Below are 16,249 nucleotides of genomic sequence, written 5' to 3'. Positions count from 1 at the left end.
AAGTGGAAGTCACAAAACGCCCTTGCTATTCAGCCCCTGCTGCCTCTATCGGGAAAAGTCGAAGAAGGCCACTGTCTGACGGCCTGTGCAGGGAAGGCTACTGTCTTCAGTCATGGGTGGCAAGGGTATGCAACTCCACCAGGTGGAATGGCGAAGCGTAAAGGCGTAGCCGAGCTTCGGGCGTCTTGGCGGTGGGCGGATAGAACTTGCCGCAATCGAGCAGCGTCTTGTCCGACCAGGAGGCAGTCCCGACCAAGGGGTTGAAGCCAGGAATGTGGGGGGCAAAAGAGTGCTCCATGGGGAAGCCTCCTTGGGTTCATCCTACATGCGCATTTGCGGTAAAAGCTGTATATTTATCCAGTATTCAACCACAGGAGAAGCGGCGCCATGCAAGTCATCGAATCCACCTATGTCGTCACCCTATGCGACTACCCCGAAGAGATCCCGGCCAAGGAGCGCATTGCTGCAGAAACCCGGTATGCCCAAGCCCTCGAAAAGCAACTCGGCGGCCCCGAACAGGTGGCCGCCGCCCTGGACACCATGCACAGCCTGGAAGAGTCGCCGCCCGAGGTGGTGTCTCCTGGCGATCTCACATTGCTCAAGGCCTGGGGCAAGGCCAGTGCGGCAGCCAAGCAGGCGGGGTTCCGGGATCTGGGCGAGGGAGATGGGGCGTACTTTGAAGTGCGGCTGGTGTGAGGGTGTGGCTCCAGTGAGGACACGCCATGCCGATCAACGCGCACTGGAGTTACCCGACCTTGATGTGCACGCCACCGGGCGGAGCCGGTGGTGTGTTCCCGACGGAGACCGTGCTGCCGCTGGAGGCTGAGGCGTATGCGGTCACGCAGGAGGGGGAGATCTGGCGGGTGACGGTAAAACACTCCGGTGAAGTGCTGTATGCGGGGCCGGGGCCTGTGGTGCTGGTGGAGTCGCCTGCGCCGTTTTGAAGCAATCCGATTGCAATGTACCGGCTTGCGGTTGTATGGTGCATCAGCCAGCAAGGAGTCGATATGTCGATGGACCGTGCCAACTATCCCGGGGTGCCGGAAGACTTTCCGGTGACTGCCGTACCTTCTGCCGTTGCGGGTGCCCAGCCGAAGATGAACCTGGTTGAGGAAGGTGGGAAGTTCTATGCCCCGGGAACCTCGCCGGGCGAGGTCATGGCGGCGTTCCAGATGTGTGACGATCTGGTCTCGCAGATGGTGCCGTACTGCCAGAGAAAACTTGCCACCTACGAAGGCAACCAGGAGGCGACAGTGAAGGCGGCGTTGAAGGGGCTGCTGGCCAAGCGATGGTGCACCGATGCGCAGTGCGTGTGGATCATGCGCAGGGTGGTGGATGAGCTTCAGTGGACTGTGGGTGATGAGGCTGGGCAACCTGATGCCTCAATGCTCTCGCCAGCCCCCGATGGCAGTTAGACGTAGGGCGGGATCACATCAAATACCCCACTGGCTTCATTGATTGATTGGATCGCTATGGCAAACCCATCATCCGATAGCCGCATCAATGCTGCAGAGCCTGCTTTGCATGAAGATCTGCGAGACCGGTTAGACACTGCCGCTCAAAAGGCCTACGAACCCGACGATGGGCCTCTCACTCCTGCCCAGATATTGGCGCTGCGGGCTGCAGCCGACAAGGATCTGCCGAAGGGGGCAGTTCTCCACAGGATATGTCTTTTTCCTTGAGGATGACATGGCGTAAAGGCACTCTTCCACACCTTTGCTAGCCGTCGTAGCGAACGTTTTAAACAATTGCACACCACGCGACGGCTACGCAGCGCTTGCTGTCACTCACACCAAGCGACTAATGACTACTACTCCGCTAGAGCCGACCTCTGGGCACGCACTGGGGCTAACAGCTCGACTAAGCCGGGCCGGTTCATGTTCTCCTTGGGCGGACCATGTAGGCGGTTCAGATCGTGATTTTTTCGCGGGAGATGCCCACTGGGAGAGTCTTGGAAGACTTCCTGCGCTCTGCAGTGCCAACCAATTACGTGGCCCCGGCCTCCATTCCCGCGCCATTCCTTTCTGGTGACACACAACAAGCGGGTTGAGTGGGCCTCAAAGAAGTTGTTGGAGACGTGTTACTAACTGCGCCCCATTGGCACCGGTAAGTCCTGTAGCGCCATGTACCAGGAGCAGTGAACTGCAGAAGGGACGGTAATTCCAAGATCGGTCATCGACAGCCAGCCACGGTAAATGTGGGACACCATTGGCCCACCGCCACGCATGGCACTCCGCCTCCCTTGGATAGTTGACCAAAGTATCCGGCACCTGTTTCAGTTCGCTGAACATGGGTGTGACACCTTCGACTCTAGCGGCTATATCTCGTGAAAACCTGCTTCGCAGAGCTGCGAGAGAGTTCTCCAAACGCCAGGTGCTTGTGATTACCAGTTTGCACTCGGGCACTCGCCGCAGCGCATCCTCCAGAATGGGCAGGCAGCAGAAGTGCTTCGACTCATGGCAATGCTCAGGGTGCATAACCCCATCAAAATCAAGAAACAGGATGGGCATGCGCTGGCCTCATGAACAGATTTCCAACAGAGGCGAATTTTTTCAAGGTAGTTGCCTGCTAATGAGACTAGTTGGTCGTGGTCTTTTTGGTCCCATTGGACGGAAATCGGGTGGATGTCCACCCGAAAGCGTGCCCCACCCCAAGCCGACTTTGGTCGGGCGCTCCAACAACTGCGCGCTGCTCGGGGGCTGGTTCAGGAAGACATGTTGCTCGCCACCAGCCGCCGCCACATCAGTCGCATAGAGCAGGGTCATCAGGTGCCCAGCATCCGCACCATAGAAGTGCTGGCCGAGCAGATGCAGATTCATCCGTTGACGCTGATCGTAGCCGCGTACTGCCCGGATCTGGATGGGGCCTCGGTCAACGAACTCCTCAAAACCATCAAAACGGACGTCAAGGGCATGGTGTCCGATTAGGCGTGGCAAGCCGAATCAGCTTGCTCCCTAGCATGTTGAACCAGTATTTGGAGACCCCGCATCAGCTCAGTACCAATCGGGGTGGCATCCTGTCGCTGCAGCATCCGGTTAACGATCTCCCGATCAACAGCGGTGCTAAGCAAGCAAAGTACCTCCCGGAGAGTCTCCAAGCCAACCTCCAGACTGTCGCCAGAACGTTTGGCGCCCGCCTTGGACAGGAGCAGCAGTGCAAGGGGCAAGGCAGCTCCAGTGGGGTCTTGATCTCCGTTCCAACCAGCGCCAGACAAAAGATCTCTGAATTGGTCTGACACCAGTAGCAGTTGTTTGTCGTCCAGTGCATCCGGCAGGATTGCTTCCCATCCCGTAGACGTGATCAGGCCCATCATGTCCTGCGCTCCAAATTTTCCGAGAGTTGCTTTTTCCAAACGCAGCATCATTCTTCATCCAAGTTAATATGAGACTAATTGGTCCCGTTTCAGACCGTGGCGTGCGAAGATAGCGGAGCAGGGATGCCATTTCTGTGTTCGGGGCACGCACTCCTATGAATGGAAACAATCCGGTTGCCCTATTGCGCTTGAGGAGGCAACCAGCCTGTTGCCTCAGATCGTTTCATCTTGAAAAACCGCCTGAATCTCACCCGCTTGGCCGAACTTGACAGACAGTTCTGCGAATTCGCGAAGCTGCAGCCAACTGCCACGCCCAGGAGCGGTTGGACAAAGACCGTTCGACTGGCGCTGGGCATGAGTTCCCAAGCACTGGGAGAGCGTTTGGGCGTGACTGCGCAAGGGGCCCGCAAACTGGAGCAGGCCGAGGCGAGCGGGAACATTACGCTAAACACCCTTGCGCGCCTGGCCCATGGACTGGATTGCGAAGTGCGCTACGTGTTTGTTCCGCGAACCAGCTTGGTGGAACAGGTGCTCAGGCGTACCCATGAAGTAGCCAGTATTCCGATGCCGCCAGTGCTTACCACGACCGACGTTCAGGCTGAAGCGCAAAGGCTGATGGCCCTGTCCACTGCACTCACCCAAGTTAGCAAGCGGGGGCTCTGGTAGCAGCGCTTGCTGATCGCTCGTACAGGAAGGTCGAGTTGGAGCCGGGGAATACCCGCAAAGTCTTCTCCGCGAAACCAAGGCTGAAGGAAATTCAGAAACGCATCAAGTTCGCGATCCCGATGCGTGTGTCGTTCCCCAAATATCTGACAGGTCAATCAACACAAACAGTTTGGGCGCGAATGTCGCGAGGATGGGAATCTGCGGGACACGAGCCTCTAGATGGGCGCTCAGCGCCCGCACCCGATGCTCTGGAGAGGCAGTTGACTGCGCTAACCCAGCCAGCTAACCGTTGATTTCCGTCTGAAATTGACCCACTACCCACTGTGGGTTCGGTTTGCACAGAAATGAAGAAAAATGGACAAATGATGGAACCTTTGTCCATCAATTCTGCAAAAAAATGTACGACGATATCGACAGCGGTGCTTGATTTCAAAGTGAATCTAGTTGTCCATTTTCGAAAAAATCGCGTGTAATGCTGGCTTCAACCCCATGACCTACGAGGAGGCCGTGGACCGGGAGATCGAGATCGGCATCGACCTGCGCTCGGCCGGGTTTGGGGTGTGGCAGGCGTGAGCGTGTGTTCAAAAGTCAGAGCCTGTTCAAAGTCTTGACTCCTTCGCGCATCCCTTAAGATTCCGCCCCGCTGATTCCGTCACTCACTTTTTTATAGCTGCTCGCGCATGATTTTCTAGCGCTTGCAGCCCATTTCACTTGAATTTGACCGCCATGAACTTCGCAGACCGCCTGAAGCAACTCCCCTCCGCCAGCCACCTCGCCGCCCTGCAACTGCTGGGCGCGGACGGCCAGGTGCAGGCCACCATCGAGAACAAGCCCGGCCAGACCGGGTCGCTGGTGGTGTATGCCGCACTGGCGGCGCTGTATGGCGGGCAGATCACGCCTGCAGCCGCCAGCCTGGGGCTGGAGTGGTATGCGGAGCATGTGGCGGATGCGCGCGCCTTTCCGGGCAAGCACCCCAACATCGACCGGCTGCTGGCCTGGGCGCAGGGCAGCGAGCGCTTTGCGGTGCGCACCATCGCCGCCTGAGCCGGCGCCACAAAAAAATGTGGTGATGCAAAAGGCCGGTTGTCGAAAACGCACCGGCCCGTTCGTCGTAGAGGTGTGAACGCGTTGACACCCCAGGCCATTGACCGCAATGGTATTGGGGCGCACGCTGTCATCCATCCACCCCGATTCCCGCAAGGAGACCCTGCATGACGACCCCCAACCCCTCCGCAGCCGCTACCGGCACCGTCACCCTGCACCGCGTGCTGCGCGCCCCGGCCGAGCGCATCTACCGCGCGTTTCTGGATGCCGATGCCATGTGCAAATGGCTGCCACCCCATGGCTTTACCGGCCGGGTGCTGAGCCTGGATGCGCGCGTGGGCGGCAGCTACCGCATGCAGTTCACCAACCTGAGCAGTGGCGGCACGCACGCGTTTGGCGGCGAATATGTGGAGCTGGTGCCGGGCGAGCGCATCGTGCACACCGACCGGTTTGACGACCCGAACCTGCCCGGCGAGATGCGCACCACCATCGAGCTCAAAAAGGTGATGATGGGCACCGAGGTGTCCATCGTGCAGGCGAGCATCCCGGCGGTGATCCCGACCGAGATGTGCACCCTGGGCTGGCAGGAGTCGCTGCAGCTGCTGGCGCTGCTGGTGGAGCCGGAGATTCCGGGCGAGTAACGTACGCGCGCGCAGACCTCGGCCCTGGTTACATCAACCGGGTCACTTCAACCACTTGTCAGCGGCCTGCTTGATGGTGCCCCGGCTGTCCACCAGGCCCCACACAAAGCCCATCACGCGCACGTAGTCGGCGTCGTCGGTGGGCAGCATGAAGCCCAGGTAGTTCTTGGGCGTGAGCGGTGCGTCCACAAACGCGGCGTGCAGGCGCGGGTCGGCCTTGGCGTAGTGCAGGGCTTCATAGGTTTCGGTGATCATCACGTCGCCCTTGCCCTCGGCGATCAGCGCGGGGATCTCGGCGTTCTTGTCGTGCGTGCTGACCTGGGCGGCCTTGAGGTTGGCCAGCACATAGGTCTCGTTGGTGCCGCCGGGGTTCTTGATGACGCGCACGGTGGGCTGGTTCATGGCGTCCACGCTGGTGTATTTGGCCTTGTCGGCCGCGCGCACCAGGGCCACTTTGCCGAACGGGGCGTAGCCGGGCAGCATGTCAAAAATGCGCATGCGGTTGACGTTGCGGGTGATGCCGCCCACGGCCACATCGAACTTGTCGCCCTGCAGGTCCTTCACCAGGTTGGGCCAGGTGGTGGGCACGTATTCGATCTTCACGCCCAGCTCCTTGGCCATGGTTTCGATCACATCGATGTCGTGGCCGCTGTAGCCCGCGTCGGTCTTGATGGCAAACGGGCGGTAGTCGCCGGGCGTGCCCACGCGGATGACCTTGGCCTCCATGATCTTGTCGAGCCGAGGGCCTGCCTGCGCAGCCGGGCTGAAGGCGAGGCTGGCGACCACGGCGGCGGCTGCGGCAAGGGCCAGGGTTTTCTTGATGATCATGGGCAGGTTCTCCAGTAGGTCAGAAGATGGGACAAGAACAGGCATTTCCGTGGCCCGCAGCGAATGCGGACGCACAGGGGCTTGGGCCAGACACGTTACAGCAAACGGCGCGCAGTACAAGGGCATATCGGCGGCCCACGGTCTGCATCGCGACACGTTGCGCCCTGCATGACGCAAAGCCCATGCCAGACGCGAGAGCACGGAGTTCGCCCGGCGCAGGCATGAGCGCCTGCAGTGGAGAATCCTTCGGATGCTCTAATTTTTATAGCGCATTAGGCATATCCGTTCGGCGCCAGACATCCATCTGGCACCAAACTGGGTTACCCTGACCGGTTCTGCAACAAGGATTCGCCATGAAAAAACTCAACGTCACCATCCAGCTCGAAATGACCGTGCCCGACAACTGGGAGCTGGTCGATACCTCTGAGGGCACGCCGGTCATCAAGCTGCCCGATGGCAAGTTCATGGACATCGCGATCGAACCCCTGTTTGCCACAGACCCCGAAGACCTGTGGGCCAGTACCGAAGACGAAGACGTGCTGGACGACATCCTCGACATGGTGGACAGCGAAGCCGTGACCTACGAGTTCGTGACGCACTGATCCATAAGCACGGCGGAGATGCCCGCCAGGGCAAAAACTGCTCCGGCGGCGCACCGCAACCGCCGCCGCGCATTCACTACCGGAAACTACACTTTTGATAGCGCCTGGCGCATTGTTCACTGGCGCCAGCGGCTGATTTCATTCAAACATCGTCACAGCTGCGACCGCATCCAGCCGGTCAAGGTCTCGTGTACTTTCTCGCGCAGCGGGCGGTCCTGCCAGGCCTCATAGGTCACGCGGCGTGACCGCCGGATGTCGTCTTCAAACACCTGTGTCTGGCGCTGCGCAAACGCGGCGTCATACACGTTCAGGTTGGCCTCGTCGTTCAGGCGGAACGAGCGGTTGTCAAAATTGGTGGAGCCCACCGACACCAGCAGCTGGTCCACGATCATGACCTTGCAGTGGTACATGGTGGGCCCGTATTCATAAATCTCGGCCCCGGCCTGCAGCAGCTCGCCCCAGGTGGCGCGGGATGCGGCCTTCACCGTTTCGGTATCGGTGTGCTCGCCGGGGGTGACGAGGCGCACGCGCACGCCGCGTGCCAGCGCATCCATCAGCAGCTTGCGGGTCAGGTCGTCGGGCACAAAGTACGCCACCGACAGGTCGATGCTGCGCTCGGCCGCTGTGATGGCCAGGTGGTACATGAGCTGCATGCTCTCGCTGCCACTCGATGGCGAGCTGGAGAACATCTGCGCCTTCTGCCCACCCGCCGGTGCAATGGCCGGAAAGTACGCCTCGCCGTGCAGCACCTTGCCGGTGACCTTGAGCCAGTTGTCCAGAAACGTGGCCTGCATCTGCGCCACGGCGGGGCCGCGCACCAGGTAGTGCGAGTCGCGCCAGTGCTCAGGGTCTTGCGCATTGCCCGTCCATGCCGGGGCAATGCCCACGCCGCCGGTAAAGCCCACCTGCCCGTCCACCACCAGCAGCTTGCGGTGGGTGCGGTTGTTCAGGCGCGCCAGGTTGTACCAGTGCGGTTTGTGGAATTTTTCAATCAACACCCCGGCCGCTTTCATCTCGGCCAGGTAGCTCTCTTCCATCTTGGCGCTGCCCACCCAGTCGAGCAGCACATGCACGGGCACACCGGCGCGGGCGCGCTCGCTCAGGGCGTCGGCAAACTGCTTGCCGATGTCGCCCGACCAGTAGATGTAGGTTTCGAAGGTGACGCTTTTTTGCGCGGCCTGGATCGCGGCGAGCATGGGCGGAAAGATCTGGTCGCCGTTGAGCAGCTCGGTCACCGCATTGCCGCCCACGATGCCCGGGCCCAGCAGGCTGCCCAGGGCGCGCTCGAACTGCGGGTGGGCGGTGCTGTACAGGCGTGGCAGCTGCTGCTGCACCTTTTTCTCGCCTGCCGTGAAGTTGAGTGCCAACAGGACAAGGGCCCCCGTGGCCAGGGCCGTGAGCAAGACAGTGAGCATGGTGGAACGGCGGCGAGGGGCTGCGGGTGGCATGGCGCGATGGTAGGTGCCGACATGCAGGCGCGATGTAGGCGGACGCCGCCAACACCGGGGGCACAATCGCCCTTGTCGGCCGCGACAGCGGGGCGCTTTGCGCGCGCACCAGCCCCTCGCGCAGCCACTTTGTTTTTGTTCATGCCTTTCTCTGCCGTGTCTGAATCTGCCCGCCCTGCTCCCGCCCGCCCCGCCCCCTCCATCACCCGCCGCAGCGCCTTGATCGGCACGGCAGGCCTGCTCGTGCAGCCTGCCCTGGTGGCCCCTTTGCATGCCAAGCCTGTGCCACCCGCACCCACGGTGTGGCCCCAGGCGCTGCAGGTGCCGGGGGGTGTGGCACGGCTGTCGCTGGGCCCGGCGGCCACGCGGCCGGTGGCGCAGGTGCGCCAGGGCGAGGTGGATGTGCCGCTGCGGGTGGTGGGCGATGCCATTGAGTGGACGGCCATCGTGGGCATACCGCTGGCGGCAGCGCCGGGCGATGCCTTCATCAGCGTGCTGCCCGAGGGCGGCGGCAGCCCGCGCCTGGTGCACTACAGCGTGGCCCCCAAGCAATACAAGGAGCAGCACCTGAAGGTGTCGCCGCGCACGGTGGACCTCTCGCCCGAGGACCAGGCCCGCTACGAGCGCGAGCGCGACCACCAGGCGCAGGTGATGGCCACCTTCACCGAGCAGCCCGCCGGCGTGTCGCTGGCATCGCTGCGCATGCGTGTGCCCGTGCCGGGGCGGCGGTCCAGCTCGTTCGGGCTGCGCCGCGTGTTCAACGGCCAGCCGCGCAATCCGCACAGCGGCATGGACATTGCCGCCGCCACGGGCACGCCCATCGTGGCGCCGCTGCCGGGCCGGGTGATTGACGTGGGCGACTACTTCTTCAACGGTGGCACGGTGTGGCTGGACCACGGCCAGGGCCTGCTCACCATGTACTGCCACCTGAGCAGCATGGAGGTGCGTGTGGGCGATGTGCTGCAGGCGGGCGACGCGTTTTGCAAGGTGGGCGCCACTGGCCGCGTGACCGGCCCGCACCTGCACTGGGGCGTGATGCTGAACCGCACCATGGTGGACCCGGCGCTGTTCGTGCCGGCGTGATGGCGCAGGGCTTCATTACTATGCATTTGATAGCACCCAGCGCATATTGCACTGGCGCATCCGGCCCTTTTTGCTTGAAACCAGCCCCATGACCTCGCGCCTGATCCGTTTCAACAAACCCTACGGCGTGCTGAGCCAGTTCACGCCCGAGGGCAAGTGGCAGGGGCTGAAGGACTACATCGACCTGCCCGGCGTGTACGTGGCCGGGCGGCTGGACGCCGACAGCGAAGGGCTGCTGCTGCTGACCAACGACGGCAAGCAACAGGCCCGCATTGCCGACCCGCGCTTCAAGATGGAGAAGACCTACTGGGTGCAGGTGGAGGGCATCCCCAATGAGGCCGCGCTGGCCGCGCTGCGCAGCGGCGTGGTGCTGAACGACGGCCCCACCCTGCCCGCCCGCGCACGGCTGCTGGAGCCCGCCCCTGCGGTGTGGGACCGCACCCCGCCCATTCGCGAGCGCAAGGCCATCCCCACCACCTGGATCGAACTCATCATCCGCGAAGGCCGCAACCGCCAGGTGCGCCGCATGACGGCCGCCGTGGGCCACCCCACGCTGCGGCTCATCCGCGCGGCCATCGGGCCGTACACGCTGGACGGGCTGGCGCCGGGCACCTGGGCGGATTGAGCCGGCAGGCGTGCGGGGTCTACGCGGCCACCGCCTGCATGCGCCGCGACAGCGCTGAACCACGCGCGCGCAAAAAGGCCCGCAAGCCCTCGGCATAGTCCGCACCCACGGCCTGCTGCACCGAAGGGCGTGCCGCCAGCGCGGCGCGCCACTGATGCACCAGCGGCAAGCCTTGCCAGAGCCCCAGTTCATCCGTGCCCGGCAAGGTGTCGATGACGTCGAAGTACCGGAACACGGGGCCAAACACCGCATCCACCATGCCAAAGTTCGGCCCGGCAAAGTACGGCCCCGGCACGCTGCGCTGGCCCAGGGCCTCTTCGATCTGCTCGAAACGGCTGCGCAGGTCCTGCGCGCGGGCCTGCAGCGTGGCCTCATCCGCTGCGGCGTAGAAGGCGCCGATGGTGTTCAGCACCGCAGAGCCAAACTCCATCCACGCCCGGTGGCGTGCGCGCTGCAGCGGATCTGGCGGGTGCAGCACGGGCATGGCCACCTCGTCCAGGTATTCGCAGATCACGGCCGATTCGAACAGGCTCTGGCCGCGCACCTGCAGGACCGGGGTCTTGCCCAGCGGCGAGAGGGCCAGGAACCAGTCGGGCTTGCGGGCCAGGTCGATGGTGCGGCGCTCGAACGCCAGGCCCTTTTCGTGCAGCACGATGGCCACGCGCTGCACATAGGGGCACAGCGCGTGCGAGACCAGAGTGAGCGCAGCGGGCGCTGTGGTCTGGGCCATCACGACAACAACCCCTCAGCCCGCAGCGCAGCCTGCACCTGCGGGCGGGCCGCCACGCGTGCCATCCAGGCCTGCAGGTGCGGGTAGGCAGTGAGCGGGATGCCCAGCAGATGGGACCAGTTGACGATGGTGAAGCCATACGTATCGGCCACGCTGTAGCCGCCCGCCAGAAAATCGCTGCGCGACAGGACGGTATCCATCTCGGCAAAACGCACGGCCAGCTTGGCCTTGACGGCCTGGCGCGTGGAGTCGGCCGTCTCCTTGTGCCACAGCCAGGGGCTGAAGCCCTTATGCAGTTCGGTGCTGACGAAGGTGAGCCATTCCAGCACGGCCAGACGCTCGCTGGAGCCGGGCTGGCCGATGAGTGCGCGCGCCGGGTCCAGGTCGGCCACGTACTGCAGCAGCGCCGCTGCTTCGGTGTGGCGCGACTGGTCGGCCAGCTCCAGCAGGGGCACATAGCCGCGCGGGGAGATGTCGAGATAGTTGGCGCCGGTCTCGGTGGTGTGGCGCACCAGGTCCACCTTGACCAGATCGAAAGCAACGCCGACCTCGCGCAGGGCAATGTGGACGGCGAGCGAGCAGGCACCGGGGGCGTAGTAGAGCTTCATGGGAACGGGGCTTTCTGTAAATACGGTTGGAATATGTCGCCCCTTGGCAGCCACAGACACCCATCGGTACACGGCAAGGCCCGGCGACAGGCAGAATCTATGCTTGCAACAACGCAAACAAAATAAGCATCCATGAAATCAACCGTTGCATCAGCGCAATACCAACTGGGCGCGGCCGAGCTGGAAGTGCTGCTGGCCATGGTGCGCACCGGCACCCTGGCGGCCGCCGGTGAGCGGCTGGGTGTGGATGCGTCCACGGTGTTCCGCGCCATCCAGCGCATCGAACGGGGGCTGGGCCAGTCGCTTTTCGACCGGTCGCGCGCCGGCTACCGTCCCTCGGAACTGGCCCAGGCATTGGCCGAACAGGCCGAGCGGGTGGAAGCCGCCCTGGAGGCCGCGCGCTCTGCCGCACAGGCGCAGCCAGAGCAGGTGTCGGGCACGGTGCGCATCTCCACCACCGACACCATCCTGCACGGCCTCATCGCCCCGGCCCTGCAGATGCTGCAGCCCCGGCACCCGGCCCTGGTGTACGAGCTGCACGCCGGCAACGAGCTGGTGAGCCTGACGCGGCGCGACACCGACATCGCCGTGCGCGCGACCAAGCGCCCGCCACAGCACCTGGTGGGGCGGCAGCTGGGCATGATCCGCTCGGCCCTCTACGCAGGCACCGCCAGCACCCTGGCCCTGTCGGATGTGGAGGCGGGCCGCGCCGCCTGGATTGCGCCCGACGACGCCCTGCCCGACCACCCCTCGGTGCGCTGGCGCAAGAAGCAATACCCCAGGGCGCAGCCCACCTACCGCGTCAACAGCCTGCTCACCGTGATGGAACTGGTGGCCCTGGGCATGGGCGTGGGGGTGCTGCCCCTCTTTCTGGCCCAGGGCCGCAGCGACCTGCGCCCGCTCACGGGCGCGCTGGCCGACGGCGAGACCGAGCTGTGGCTGCTGACCCACCCGGAGTCGCGGCACCTGCGGCGCATTGCAGCGGTGTACGGGCATCTGGCGGAGACGGTGCAGCTGCCCTGAGCGCCCCTGGGCATCAGCCGGGCAAGGCGTCCCCGAACACCTCCAGCGCCGTGCCGTGCAACGCGCGCAGCATGTCCACCGGTTCTACCGCCTGCGCCACGGCCAGCGCGCCGCTGTGTGCGTACGCAGGCGCCAGCAGGCGCTGGGCCACCTCGACCACGATGGGCGCCGTCACGGCATAGATATCCTGCCCGCGCACGCCGGCGATGCGGGTCTGGCCACCCTGCACCAGCTGCACCATGAGCTCGAAGCGCTGCGCAGAGCGTCCGCTGTCGTCCGTGGCCGTGGGCGGCGGCGTGCCGGTGTCGCGGATGTCCTGCAGCGCCGAGCGGTTGAGCAGCGAGCGGAGGTGGCCCACCGGCAGGTGGTGGGCGATGGTGATGACCTCGCTGAACGGGATCTCCACCATGGCCTGGCTGCCCAGGGGCGCGGCAAACGCCCAGTCCGGCACGTGCTCGGAAGGCACCAGCGGCACCAGGCGCCCGTGGGCCACCACCTGGCGCGGCACGGTGTTGCGCTCACCCGTCTTGCGCGTGCCGGCGGTGGGCCACCAGCGGTCCAGCCCTATCGCCACAGTGATCTCGTCGATGGTGCCGGCCCTGGCCAGCGCGCTGGCCAGCAGGTCGGCCAGACCGCCATAGAAGGCGGCGGCCGGAATCACCACCTTGCCCGCAGCGCGGGCCGGAGCATCGAAATCGGCCAGGCTGGCCTGCGCACTCGCCTGCTCGGCCGTCACATCGATGTAGTGGCAGCCTGCCCGCAGCGCGGCATGCGCCACCGGGGCAGCCGTGTCGAGAAAGGGGCCCGCGCAGTTGATGACCACGGCGCAGCCGGCAAACGCCTGTTCCAGGCTGGTGGGGTCGGCCAGATCGGCGATGCGCCGGGTCACGCCAGGGGCAAACACCTCGTCCAGCCGGGCGGCGCTGCGCCCCACGGCCACCACGGGCAGCCCGCGGCGCTGTGCCTCCTGCACGACAAATTGGCCGGTGTGGCCGGTGGCGCCGTAAACGGCGATGGGGCGGTGTTGTTGCGGGTTCATGGTCATCCTTTGCGTTGAGTGGGTGGTTGAAATTTAACGATACAGACCTGTCTGTTTTTTGAAGATTACAGACAGGTCTGTATCATGTCAAGCATGCGCTCCACAAATTCCCGTTCCACCAGAGACCTCTCCCCCACCATCGGCCCGTCCGCTGTGGCCGAGCCCGCCGCCGATGTCCGCAGCCGCATCCTCGACACCGCGTCCCGGCTGTTCTACGAACGCGGGGTGCGCGCCGTGGGCGTGGACCTGGTCGTGCTGGAAGCCGCCGTGGCCAAGACCAGCCTGTACCGCTACTTCCCCACCAAGGACGACCTCATCGTGGCCTTCCTGGAGCGGGAAGACGTCGAGTTCTGGGACCAATGGGACAGCGTGGCGGCCCAGTTCGCCGATGACCCCGCCGGGGAGCTGGAGGCCCACATGCGCTGGATTGGCGAGCGCCTAGCCCGCTCCAACTACCGGGGCTGCCCCCAGATCAACGTGGCCGCCGAGTTCGCCGAGCAGGACCACCCTGCACGGCACGTGGCGCGGCGGCACATGCAGGCGTTGCGGGGCCGCCTGCACGACATCGCGGTGCGGTTGAAGGCCCCCCACCCGGAGCAGCTGGCCGCCCAGCTTGCGGTGGTGGTGAACGGCGCATTCGTGAGCGCCGGACTGCTCAGCGCCGAAGAAGCCACCGGCGTGCTGGTAGCTGCTGTGCAGGCCTTGCAGGCCGGTGCCCGCAGCCCGGGCTAACCCCGGCATGACATCTGCTGCCAGGCCGTTGTCAGCAGCCCTTCTCTACAGTGACGTGCCCCACCGTGCCCGCTGCACCTGCACCGGGCACGCGCACCTGCCCACCCTCAGAGAGGAGCCCCACCATGCCCCCACTAGGCAACCACCCCCGCCCCGGCAAGACCCAGTTCTACGGCGCATCCAGCCTCGACGGTTTCCTCGCCACGCCCGACCACGACCTCGCCTGGCTGCTGGAATTTGGCGAGATCGAGGGCTCCAGCTACCCCGCGTTCATCCGCGACGTGGGTGCGCTGGCGATGGGATCGCACACCTACGAATGGATGCTGAAACATGCCATCGATGCGGGCCAGCCCTGGCCTTACACGCCGCCGACCTGGGTGTTCAGTGCACGCACGCTGCGCGGCATTGCAGGCGCGGATGTGCGCTTTGTGCGTGGCGATGTGCGGCCCGTGCACCAGGCCATGGTGCAGGCTGCAGCGGGGCGCAATGTGTGGGTCGTGGGTGGGGGTGACCTGGTGGGGCAGTTTTACGACGCGGGCCTGCTGGACGAGCTGATCGTGCAGATCGCCCCCGTCACGCTGGGCGCAGGCACGCCGCTGTTGCCGCGCCAGATCATGCAACCCACCCTGCAGCTCAAGTCAGTGACCACGCTGGGCGGCATTTTTGCGGAGCTGCGGTACCTGGTCACCCGTTAAGCAGACTAGCCCGCGCGGGTCAGCCGCGGGTTCTGCTGACCCGCCGCGTCATGCCAGCGGCACCATCTTGCTCACGGGGTGCGACAGCACCAAGGCGGTAGACACGCTGCCAAACGCCGCCAGGGCATCCACCACGCGCTCCAGGTCTGCCGGCTGTCCAAATGCGCAGCGCACCACAAAGCAGTCCTCTCCCGTCACGCGCACGGCGTCCAGCACCTCGGGCATGGTCTGAAACAGCTGCACGTAGCGCTGAATGTGTTCGTGCGTGGTGCGCACCCGCACCACGGCCTGCAAGCCCAGGCCAGCGGCAGCCAGGTCGATGCGGGCCTGGTAGCCCACGATCACACCGGCGTCTTCGAGTTTCTTGACGCGCTCGCTCATCGCAGGCTGCGACAGACCGATCTGCTTGCCCAAGGCAGACAGGCTCTGGCGAGCGTCGGCCTGCAGGGCCATGAGGATCTGTCGGTCTTTTTTGTCCAGCTCCACGGTGCAATGCTCCCTTTGCGATGACTTCAAGGTTTGGAGGGCCACTTTCCGATGATGCCCCCTGCCCATCCACAGGCGCTGCACCTATCGTTGGCAGGCAGTGACACCACTGCCTTTTTGATCTGAAGGAATTTTGACGATGAGACCTGTTTTGCTTGTTCCCGGCATCTACAATTCTGGCCCCCGCCACTGGCAATCATTGTGGCAAACCCAGCACACGGGCGTGGTGCGGGTGGAGCAGGCCGATTGGGCACACCCGCAATGCGACGCCTGGGTGCATGCCATTGACGCGGCCATCACCGCAGCAGGCCAGCCTCCCATCCTGGTGGCCCACAGCCTGGGTTGCCTGGCACTGGCGCGGTGGGCTGCCAGCGCGTTGACCGCTGTGCATGCCCTGATGCTGGTGGCCGTGCCAGACCCCGACGGGCCCGACTTTCCACCGGATGCCAAAGGCTTCACGCCCGTGCCTGCGGCGCTGACCGCCCCGGGTCAGCCCGCGCGGCAGACCATGCTGGTGAGCAGCAGCGACGATCCGTATTCCACTGCATCCTTCTCGGCCCATTGCGCGGCCGCCTGGGGTGCCCAGCAGGTGGACCTGGGGGCCAAGGGGCATATCAATGCCGACAGCGGCCTGGGCGACTGGCCCGAAGGATGGGCCTGGGTACAACGCTGGCGCGCCGCCTGAT

At 64.3% G+C, this 16,249-nt stretch carries 24 protein-coding genes; 15 read left to right on the top strand and 9 right to left on the bottom strand.

Annotated elements, in window-relative coordinates; translation table 11 throughout:
• Positions 1 to 106 precede the first annotated feature (106 nt).
• Complete coding sequence (locus C8C96_RS11880; RefSeq protein WP_121942439.1) at positions 107 to 298, bottom strand: hypothetical protein; 192 nt, start codon at positions 296 to 298, stop codon at positions 107 to 109.
• Between the two features lie 89 nt (positions 299 to 387).
• Between C8C96_RS11880 and C8C96_RS11875 the strand changes: the two genes are divergently transcribed.
• From C8C96_RS11875 to C8C96_RS11865, 3 genes are all read left to right on the top strand, one after another.
• Entirely contained in the window at positions 388 to 696 is a 309-nt protein-coding gene (locus C8C96_RS11875) for a hypothetical protein (protein ID WP_121942438.1), read from the top strand.
• Positions 697 to 722: 26 nt separating this feature from the next.
• The gene (locus C8C96_RS11870; protein WP_121942437.1) at positions 723 to 944 is read left to right on the top strand and encodes a hypothetical protein; all 222 of its coding nucleotides are present in this window, start codon (positions 723 to 725) and stop codon (positions 942 to 944) included.
• A 63-nt stretch (positions 945 to 1,007) separates the two neighbouring features.
• Positions 1,008 to 1,415, top strand: a complete 408-nt coding sequence (locus C8C96_RS11865; RefSeq protein ID WP_233584227.1) for a hypothetical protein — start codon at positions 1,008 to 1,010, stop codon at positions 1,413 to 1,415.
• Between the two features lie 642 nt (positions 1,416 to 2,057).
• On the opposite strand, the gene C8C96_RS11860 is transcribed toward C8C96_RS11865, so the two are convergent.
• Positions 2,058 to 2,510 carry an HAD domain-containing protein gene (locus C8C96_RS11860; RefSeq protein ID WP_121942436.1) on the bottom strand — a complete coding sequence of 151 codons (453 nt, stop codon included), beginning with the start codon at positions 2,508 to 2,510 and terminating at the stop codon, positions 2,058 to 2,060.
• A gap of 114 nt (positions 2,511 to 2,624) precedes the next feature.
• Between C8C96_RS11860 and C8C96_RS11855 the strand changes: the two genes are divergently transcribed.
• Positions 2,625 to 2,927, top strand: a complete 303-nt coding sequence (locus tag C8C96_RS11855; protein ID WP_199737468.1) for a helix-turn-helix domain-containing protein — start codon at positions 2,625 to 2,627, stop codon at positions 2,925 to 2,927.
• On the opposite strand, the gene C8C96_RS11850 is transcribed toward C8C96_RS11855, so the two are convergent.
• A complete protein-coding gene (locus tag C8C96_RS11850) occupies positions 2,924 to 3,361 on the bottom strand; it encodes a hypothetical protein (RefSeq protein ID WP_233584225.1) in 438 nt (145 codons plus the stop codon). The two genes, C8C96_RS11855 and C8C96_RS11850, sit on opposite strands and share 4 nt — an antisense overlap.
• Before the next feature lie 180 nt (positions 3,362 to 3,541).
• On the opposite strand from C8C96_RS11850, the gene C8C96_RS11845 reads away from it, so the two are divergent.
• From C8C96_RS11845 to C8C96_RS11835, 4 genes are all read left to right on the top strand, one after another.
• Entirely contained in the window at positions 3,542 to 3,979 is a 438-nt protein-coding gene (locus tag C8C96_RS11845) for a helix-turn-helix domain-containing protein (RefSeq protein ID WP_233584224.1), read from the top strand.
• A 444-nt stretch (positions 3,980 to 4,423) separates the two neighbouring features.
• On the top strand, positions 4,424 to 4,552 hold the full coding sequence (locus C8C96_RS25290) for a hypothetical protein (RefSeq protein WP_255424928.1): 129 nt from the start codon (positions 4,424 to 4,426) through the stop codon (positions 4,550 to 4,552).
• Between the two features lie 153 nt (positions 4,553 to 4,705).
• The gene (locus tag C8C96_RS11840; RefSeq protein WP_015014991.1) at positions 4,706 to 5,023 is read left to right on the top strand and encodes a DUF2322 family protein; all 318 of its coding nucleotides are present in this window, start codon (positions 4,706 to 4,708) and stop codon (positions 5,021 to 5,023) included.
• Between the two features lie 167 nt (positions 5,024 to 5,190).
• A complete protein-coding gene (locus C8C96_RS11835; protein WP_121942433.1) occupies positions 5,191 to 5,664 on the top strand; it encodes an SRPBCC family protein in 474 nt (157 codons plus the stop codon).
• A 42-nt stretch (positions 5,665 to 5,706) separates the two neighbouring features.
• On the opposite strand, the gene C8C96_RS11830 is transcribed toward C8C96_RS11835, so the two are convergent.
• Positions 5,707 to 6,492, bottom strand: coding sequence for a transporter substrate-binding domain-containing protein (locus C8C96_RS11830; RefSeq protein WP_199170829.1), 786 nt, complete (start codon positions 6,490 to 6,492; stop codon positions 5,707 to 5,709).
• Positions 6,493 to 6,845: 353 nt separating this feature from the next.
• Between C8C96_RS11830 and C8C96_RS11825 the strand changes: the two genes are divergently transcribed.
• Positions 6,846 to 7,094 carry a hypothetical protein gene (locus C8C96_RS11825; RefSeq protein WP_056064732.1) on the top strand — a complete coding sequence of 83 codons (249 nt, stop codon included), beginning with the start codon at positions 6,846 to 6,848 and terminating at the stop codon, positions 7,092 to 7,094.
• A 152-nt stretch (positions 7,095 to 7,246) separates the two neighbouring features.
• Here C8C96_RS11825 and C8C96_RS11820 read toward each other — a convergent pair whose 3' ends face one another.
• Positions 7,247 to 8,509 (bottom strand): phosphatidylserine/phosphatidylglycerophosphate/cardiolipin synthase family protein, encoded by a 1,263-nt coding sequence (locus C8C96_RS11820; protein ID WP_121942432.1) that lies wholly within the window; start codon positions 8,507 to 8,509, stop codon positions 7,247 to 7,249.
• 174 nt (positions 8,510 to 8,683) lie between these two features.
• Between C8C96_RS11820 and C8C96_RS11815 the strand changes: the two genes are divergently transcribed.
• Together C8C96_RS11815 and C8C96_RS11810 are read left to right on the top strand one after the other, a co-directional pair.
• Positions 8,684 to 9,625 (top strand): M23 family metallopeptidase, encoded by a 942-nt coding sequence (locus tag C8C96_RS11815; RefSeq protein WP_121943988.1) that lies wholly within the window; start codon positions 8,684 to 8,686, stop codon positions 9,623 to 9,625.
• An 88-nt stretch (positions 9,626 to 9,713) separates the two neighbouring features.
• Complete coding sequence (locus tag C8C96_RS11810) at positions 9,714 to 10,250, top strand: pseudouridine synthase (RefSeq protein ID WP_099730742.1); 537 nt, start codon at positions 9,714 to 9,716, stop codon at positions 10,248 to 10,250.
• Between the two features lie 19 nt (positions 10,251 to 10,269).
• Here the strand turns inward: C8C96_RS11810 and C8C96_RS11805 are convergent, their stop codons facing one another.
• Together C8C96_RS11805 and gstA are read right to left on the bottom strand one after the other, a co-directional pair.
• Positions 10,270 to 10,980 carry a glutathione S-transferase family protein gene (locus C8C96_RS11805; protein WP_121942431.1) on the bottom strand — a complete coding sequence of 237 codons (711 nt, stop codon included), beginning with the start codon at positions 10,978 to 10,980 and terminating at the stop codon, positions 10,270 to 10,272.
• On the bottom strand, positions 10,980 to 11,588 hold the full coding sequence (gene gstA, locus C8C96_RS11800) for a glutathione transferase GstA (protein WP_121942430.1): 609 nt from the start codon (positions 11,586 to 11,588) through the stop codon (positions 10,980 to 10,982). The genes C8C96_RS11805 and gstA overlap by 1 nt, the downstream gene beginning before the upstream one ends.
• Before the next feature lie 132 nt (positions 11,589 to 11,720).
• Between gstA and C8C96_RS11795 the strand changes: the two genes are divergently transcribed.
• Complete coding sequence (locus tag C8C96_RS11795; protein ID WP_056064749.1) at positions 11,721 to 12,611, top strand: LysR family transcriptional regulator; 891 nt, start codon at positions 11,721 to 11,723, stop codon at positions 12,609 to 12,611.
• 13 nt (positions 12,612 to 12,624) lie between these two features.
• Here C8C96_RS11795 and C8C96_RS11790 read toward each other — a convergent pair whose 3' ends face one another.
• The gene (locus tag C8C96_RS11790) at positions 12,625 to 13,650 is read right to left on the bottom strand and encodes a saccharopine dehydrogenase NADP-binding domain-containing protein (protein ID WP_121943987.1); all 1,026 of its coding nucleotides are present in this window, start codon (positions 13,648 to 13,650) and stop codon (positions 12,625 to 12,627) included.
• Between the two features lie 93 nt (positions 13,651 to 13,743).
• On the opposite strand from C8C96_RS11790, the gene C8C96_RS11785 reads away from it, so the two are divergent.
• Together C8C96_RS11785 and C8C96_RS11780 are read left to right on the top strand one after the other, a co-directional pair.
• The gene (locus tag C8C96_RS11785; RefSeq protein ID WP_121942429.1) at positions 13,744 to 14,382 is read left to right on the top strand and encodes a TetR/AcrR family transcriptional regulator; all 639 of its coding nucleotides are present in this window, start codon (positions 13,744 to 13,746) and stop codon (positions 14,380 to 14,382) included.
• Positions 14,383 to 14,507: 125 nt separating this feature from the next.
• Positions 14,508 to 15,077, top strand: a complete 570-nt coding sequence (locus tag C8C96_RS11780) for a dihydrofolate reductase family protein (RefSeq protein ID WP_121942428.1) — start codon at positions 14,508 to 14,510, stop codon at positions 15,075 to 15,077.
• 48 nt (positions 15,078 to 15,125) lie between these two features.
• Here the strand turns inward: C8C96_RS11780 and C8C96_RS11775 are convergent, their stop codons facing one another.
• Positions 15,126 to 15,563, bottom strand: a complete 438-nt coding sequence (locus tag C8C96_RS11775) for an Lrp/AsnC family transcriptional regulator (RefSeq protein ID WP_056064760.1) — start codon at positions 15,561 to 15,563, stop codon at positions 15,126 to 15,128.
• Positions 15,564 to 15,702: 139 nt separating this feature from the next.
• Between C8C96_RS11775 and C8C96_RS11770 the strand changes: the two genes are divergently transcribed.
• Entirely contained in the window at positions 15,703 to 16,248 is a 546-nt protein-coding gene (locus tag C8C96_RS11770; protein WP_121942427.1) for an alpha/beta hydrolase, read from the top strand.
• The last annotated feature ends 1 nt before the right edge of the window (position 16,249 follow it).

The organism is Acidovorax sp. 100 (assembly GCF_003688355.1).
GTDB classification, from domain to species: domain Bacteria; phylum Pseudomonadota; class Gammaproteobacteria; order Burkholderiales; family Burkholderiaceae_C; genus Acidovorax; species Acidovorax delafieldii.
The sequence above is the reverse complement of the archived record's forward strand: the minus strand, read 5'-3'. Positions and strand labels throughout refer to the sequence as shown.

Coding starts and splice junctions, on each gene's coding strand:
- C8C96_RS11880 (WP_121942439.1), bottom strand. CDS start 298: ATGGAGCACTCTTTTGCCCCCCACATTCCTGGCTTCAACCCCTTGGTC.
- C8C96_RS11875 (WP_121942438.1), top strand. CDS start 388: ATGCAAGTCATCGAATCCACCTATGTCGTCACCCTATGCGACTACCCC.
- C8C96_RS11870 (WP_121942437.1), top strand. CDS start 723: ATGCCGATCAACGCGCACTGGAGTTACCCGACCTTGATGTGCACGCCA.
- C8C96_RS11865 (WP_233584227.1), top strand. CDS start 1,008: ATGTCGATGGACCGTGCCAACTATCCCGGGGTGCCGGAAGACTTTCCG.
- C8C96_RS11860 (WP_121942436.1), bottom strand. CDS start 2,510: ATGCCCATCCTGTTTCTTGATTTTGATGGGGTTATGCACCCTGAGCAT.
- C8C96_RS11855 (WP_199737468.1), top strand. CDS start 2,625: ATGTCCACCCGAAAGCGTGCCCCACCCCAAGCCGACTTTGGTCGGGCG.
- C8C96_RS11850 (WP_233584225.1), bottom strand. CDS start 3,361: ATGCTGCGTTTGGAAAAAGCAACTCTCGGAAAATTTGGAGCGCAGGAC.
- C8C96_RS11840 (WP_015014991.1), top strand. CDS start 4,706: ATGAACTTCGCAGACCGCCTGAAGCAACTCCCCTCCGCCAGCCACCTC.
- C8C96_RS11835 (WP_121942433.1), top strand. CDS start 5,191: ATGACGACCCCCAACCCCTCCGCAGCCGCTACCGGCACCGTCACCCTG.
- C8C96_RS11830 (WP_199170829.1), bottom strand. CDS start 6,492: ATGATCATCAAGAAAACCCTGGCCCTTGCCGCAGCCGCCGCCGTGGTC.
- C8C96_RS11825 (WP_056064732.1), top strand. CDS start 6,846: ATGAAAAAACTCAACGTCACCATCCAGCTCGAAATGACCGTGCCCGAC.
- C8C96_RS11820 (WP_121942432.1), bottom strand. CDS start 8,509: ATGCTCACTGTCTTGCTCACGGCCCTGGCCACGGGGGCCCTTGTCCTG.
- C8C96_RS11815 (WP_121943988.1), top strand. CDS start 8,684: ATGCCTTTCTCTGCCGTGTCTGAATCTGCCCGCCCTGCTCCCGCCCGC.
- C8C96_RS11810 (WP_099730742.1), top strand. CDS start 9,714: ATGACCTCGCGCCTGATCCGTTTCAACAAACCCTACGGCGTGCTGAGC.
- C8C96_RS11805 (WP_121942431.1), bottom strand. CDS start 10,980: ATGGCCCAGACCACAGCGCCCGCTGCGCTCACTCTGGTCTCGCACGCG.
- gstA (WP_121942430.1), bottom strand. CDS start 11,588: ATGAAGCTCTACTACGCCCCCGGTGCCTGCTCGCTCGCCGTCCACATT.
- C8C96_RS11795 (WP_056064749.1), top strand. CDS start 11,721: ATGAAATCAACCGTTGCATCAGCGCAATACCAACTGGGCGCGGCCGAG.
- C8C96_RS11790 (WP_121943987.1), bottom strand. CDS start 13,650: ATGAACCCGCAACAACACCGCCCCATCGCCGTTTACGGCGCCACCGGC.
- C8C96_RS11785 (WP_121942429.1), top strand. CDS start 13,744: ATGCGCTCCACAAATTCCCGTTCCACCAGAGACCTCTCCCCCACCATC.
- C8C96_RS11780 (WP_121942428.1), top strand. CDS start 14,508: ATGCCCCCACTAGGCAACCACCCCCGCCCCGGCAAGACCCAGTTCTAC.
- C8C96_RS11770 (WP_121942427.1), top strand. CDS start 15,703: ATGAGACCTGTTTTGCTTGTTCCCGGCATCTACAATTCTGGCCCCCGC.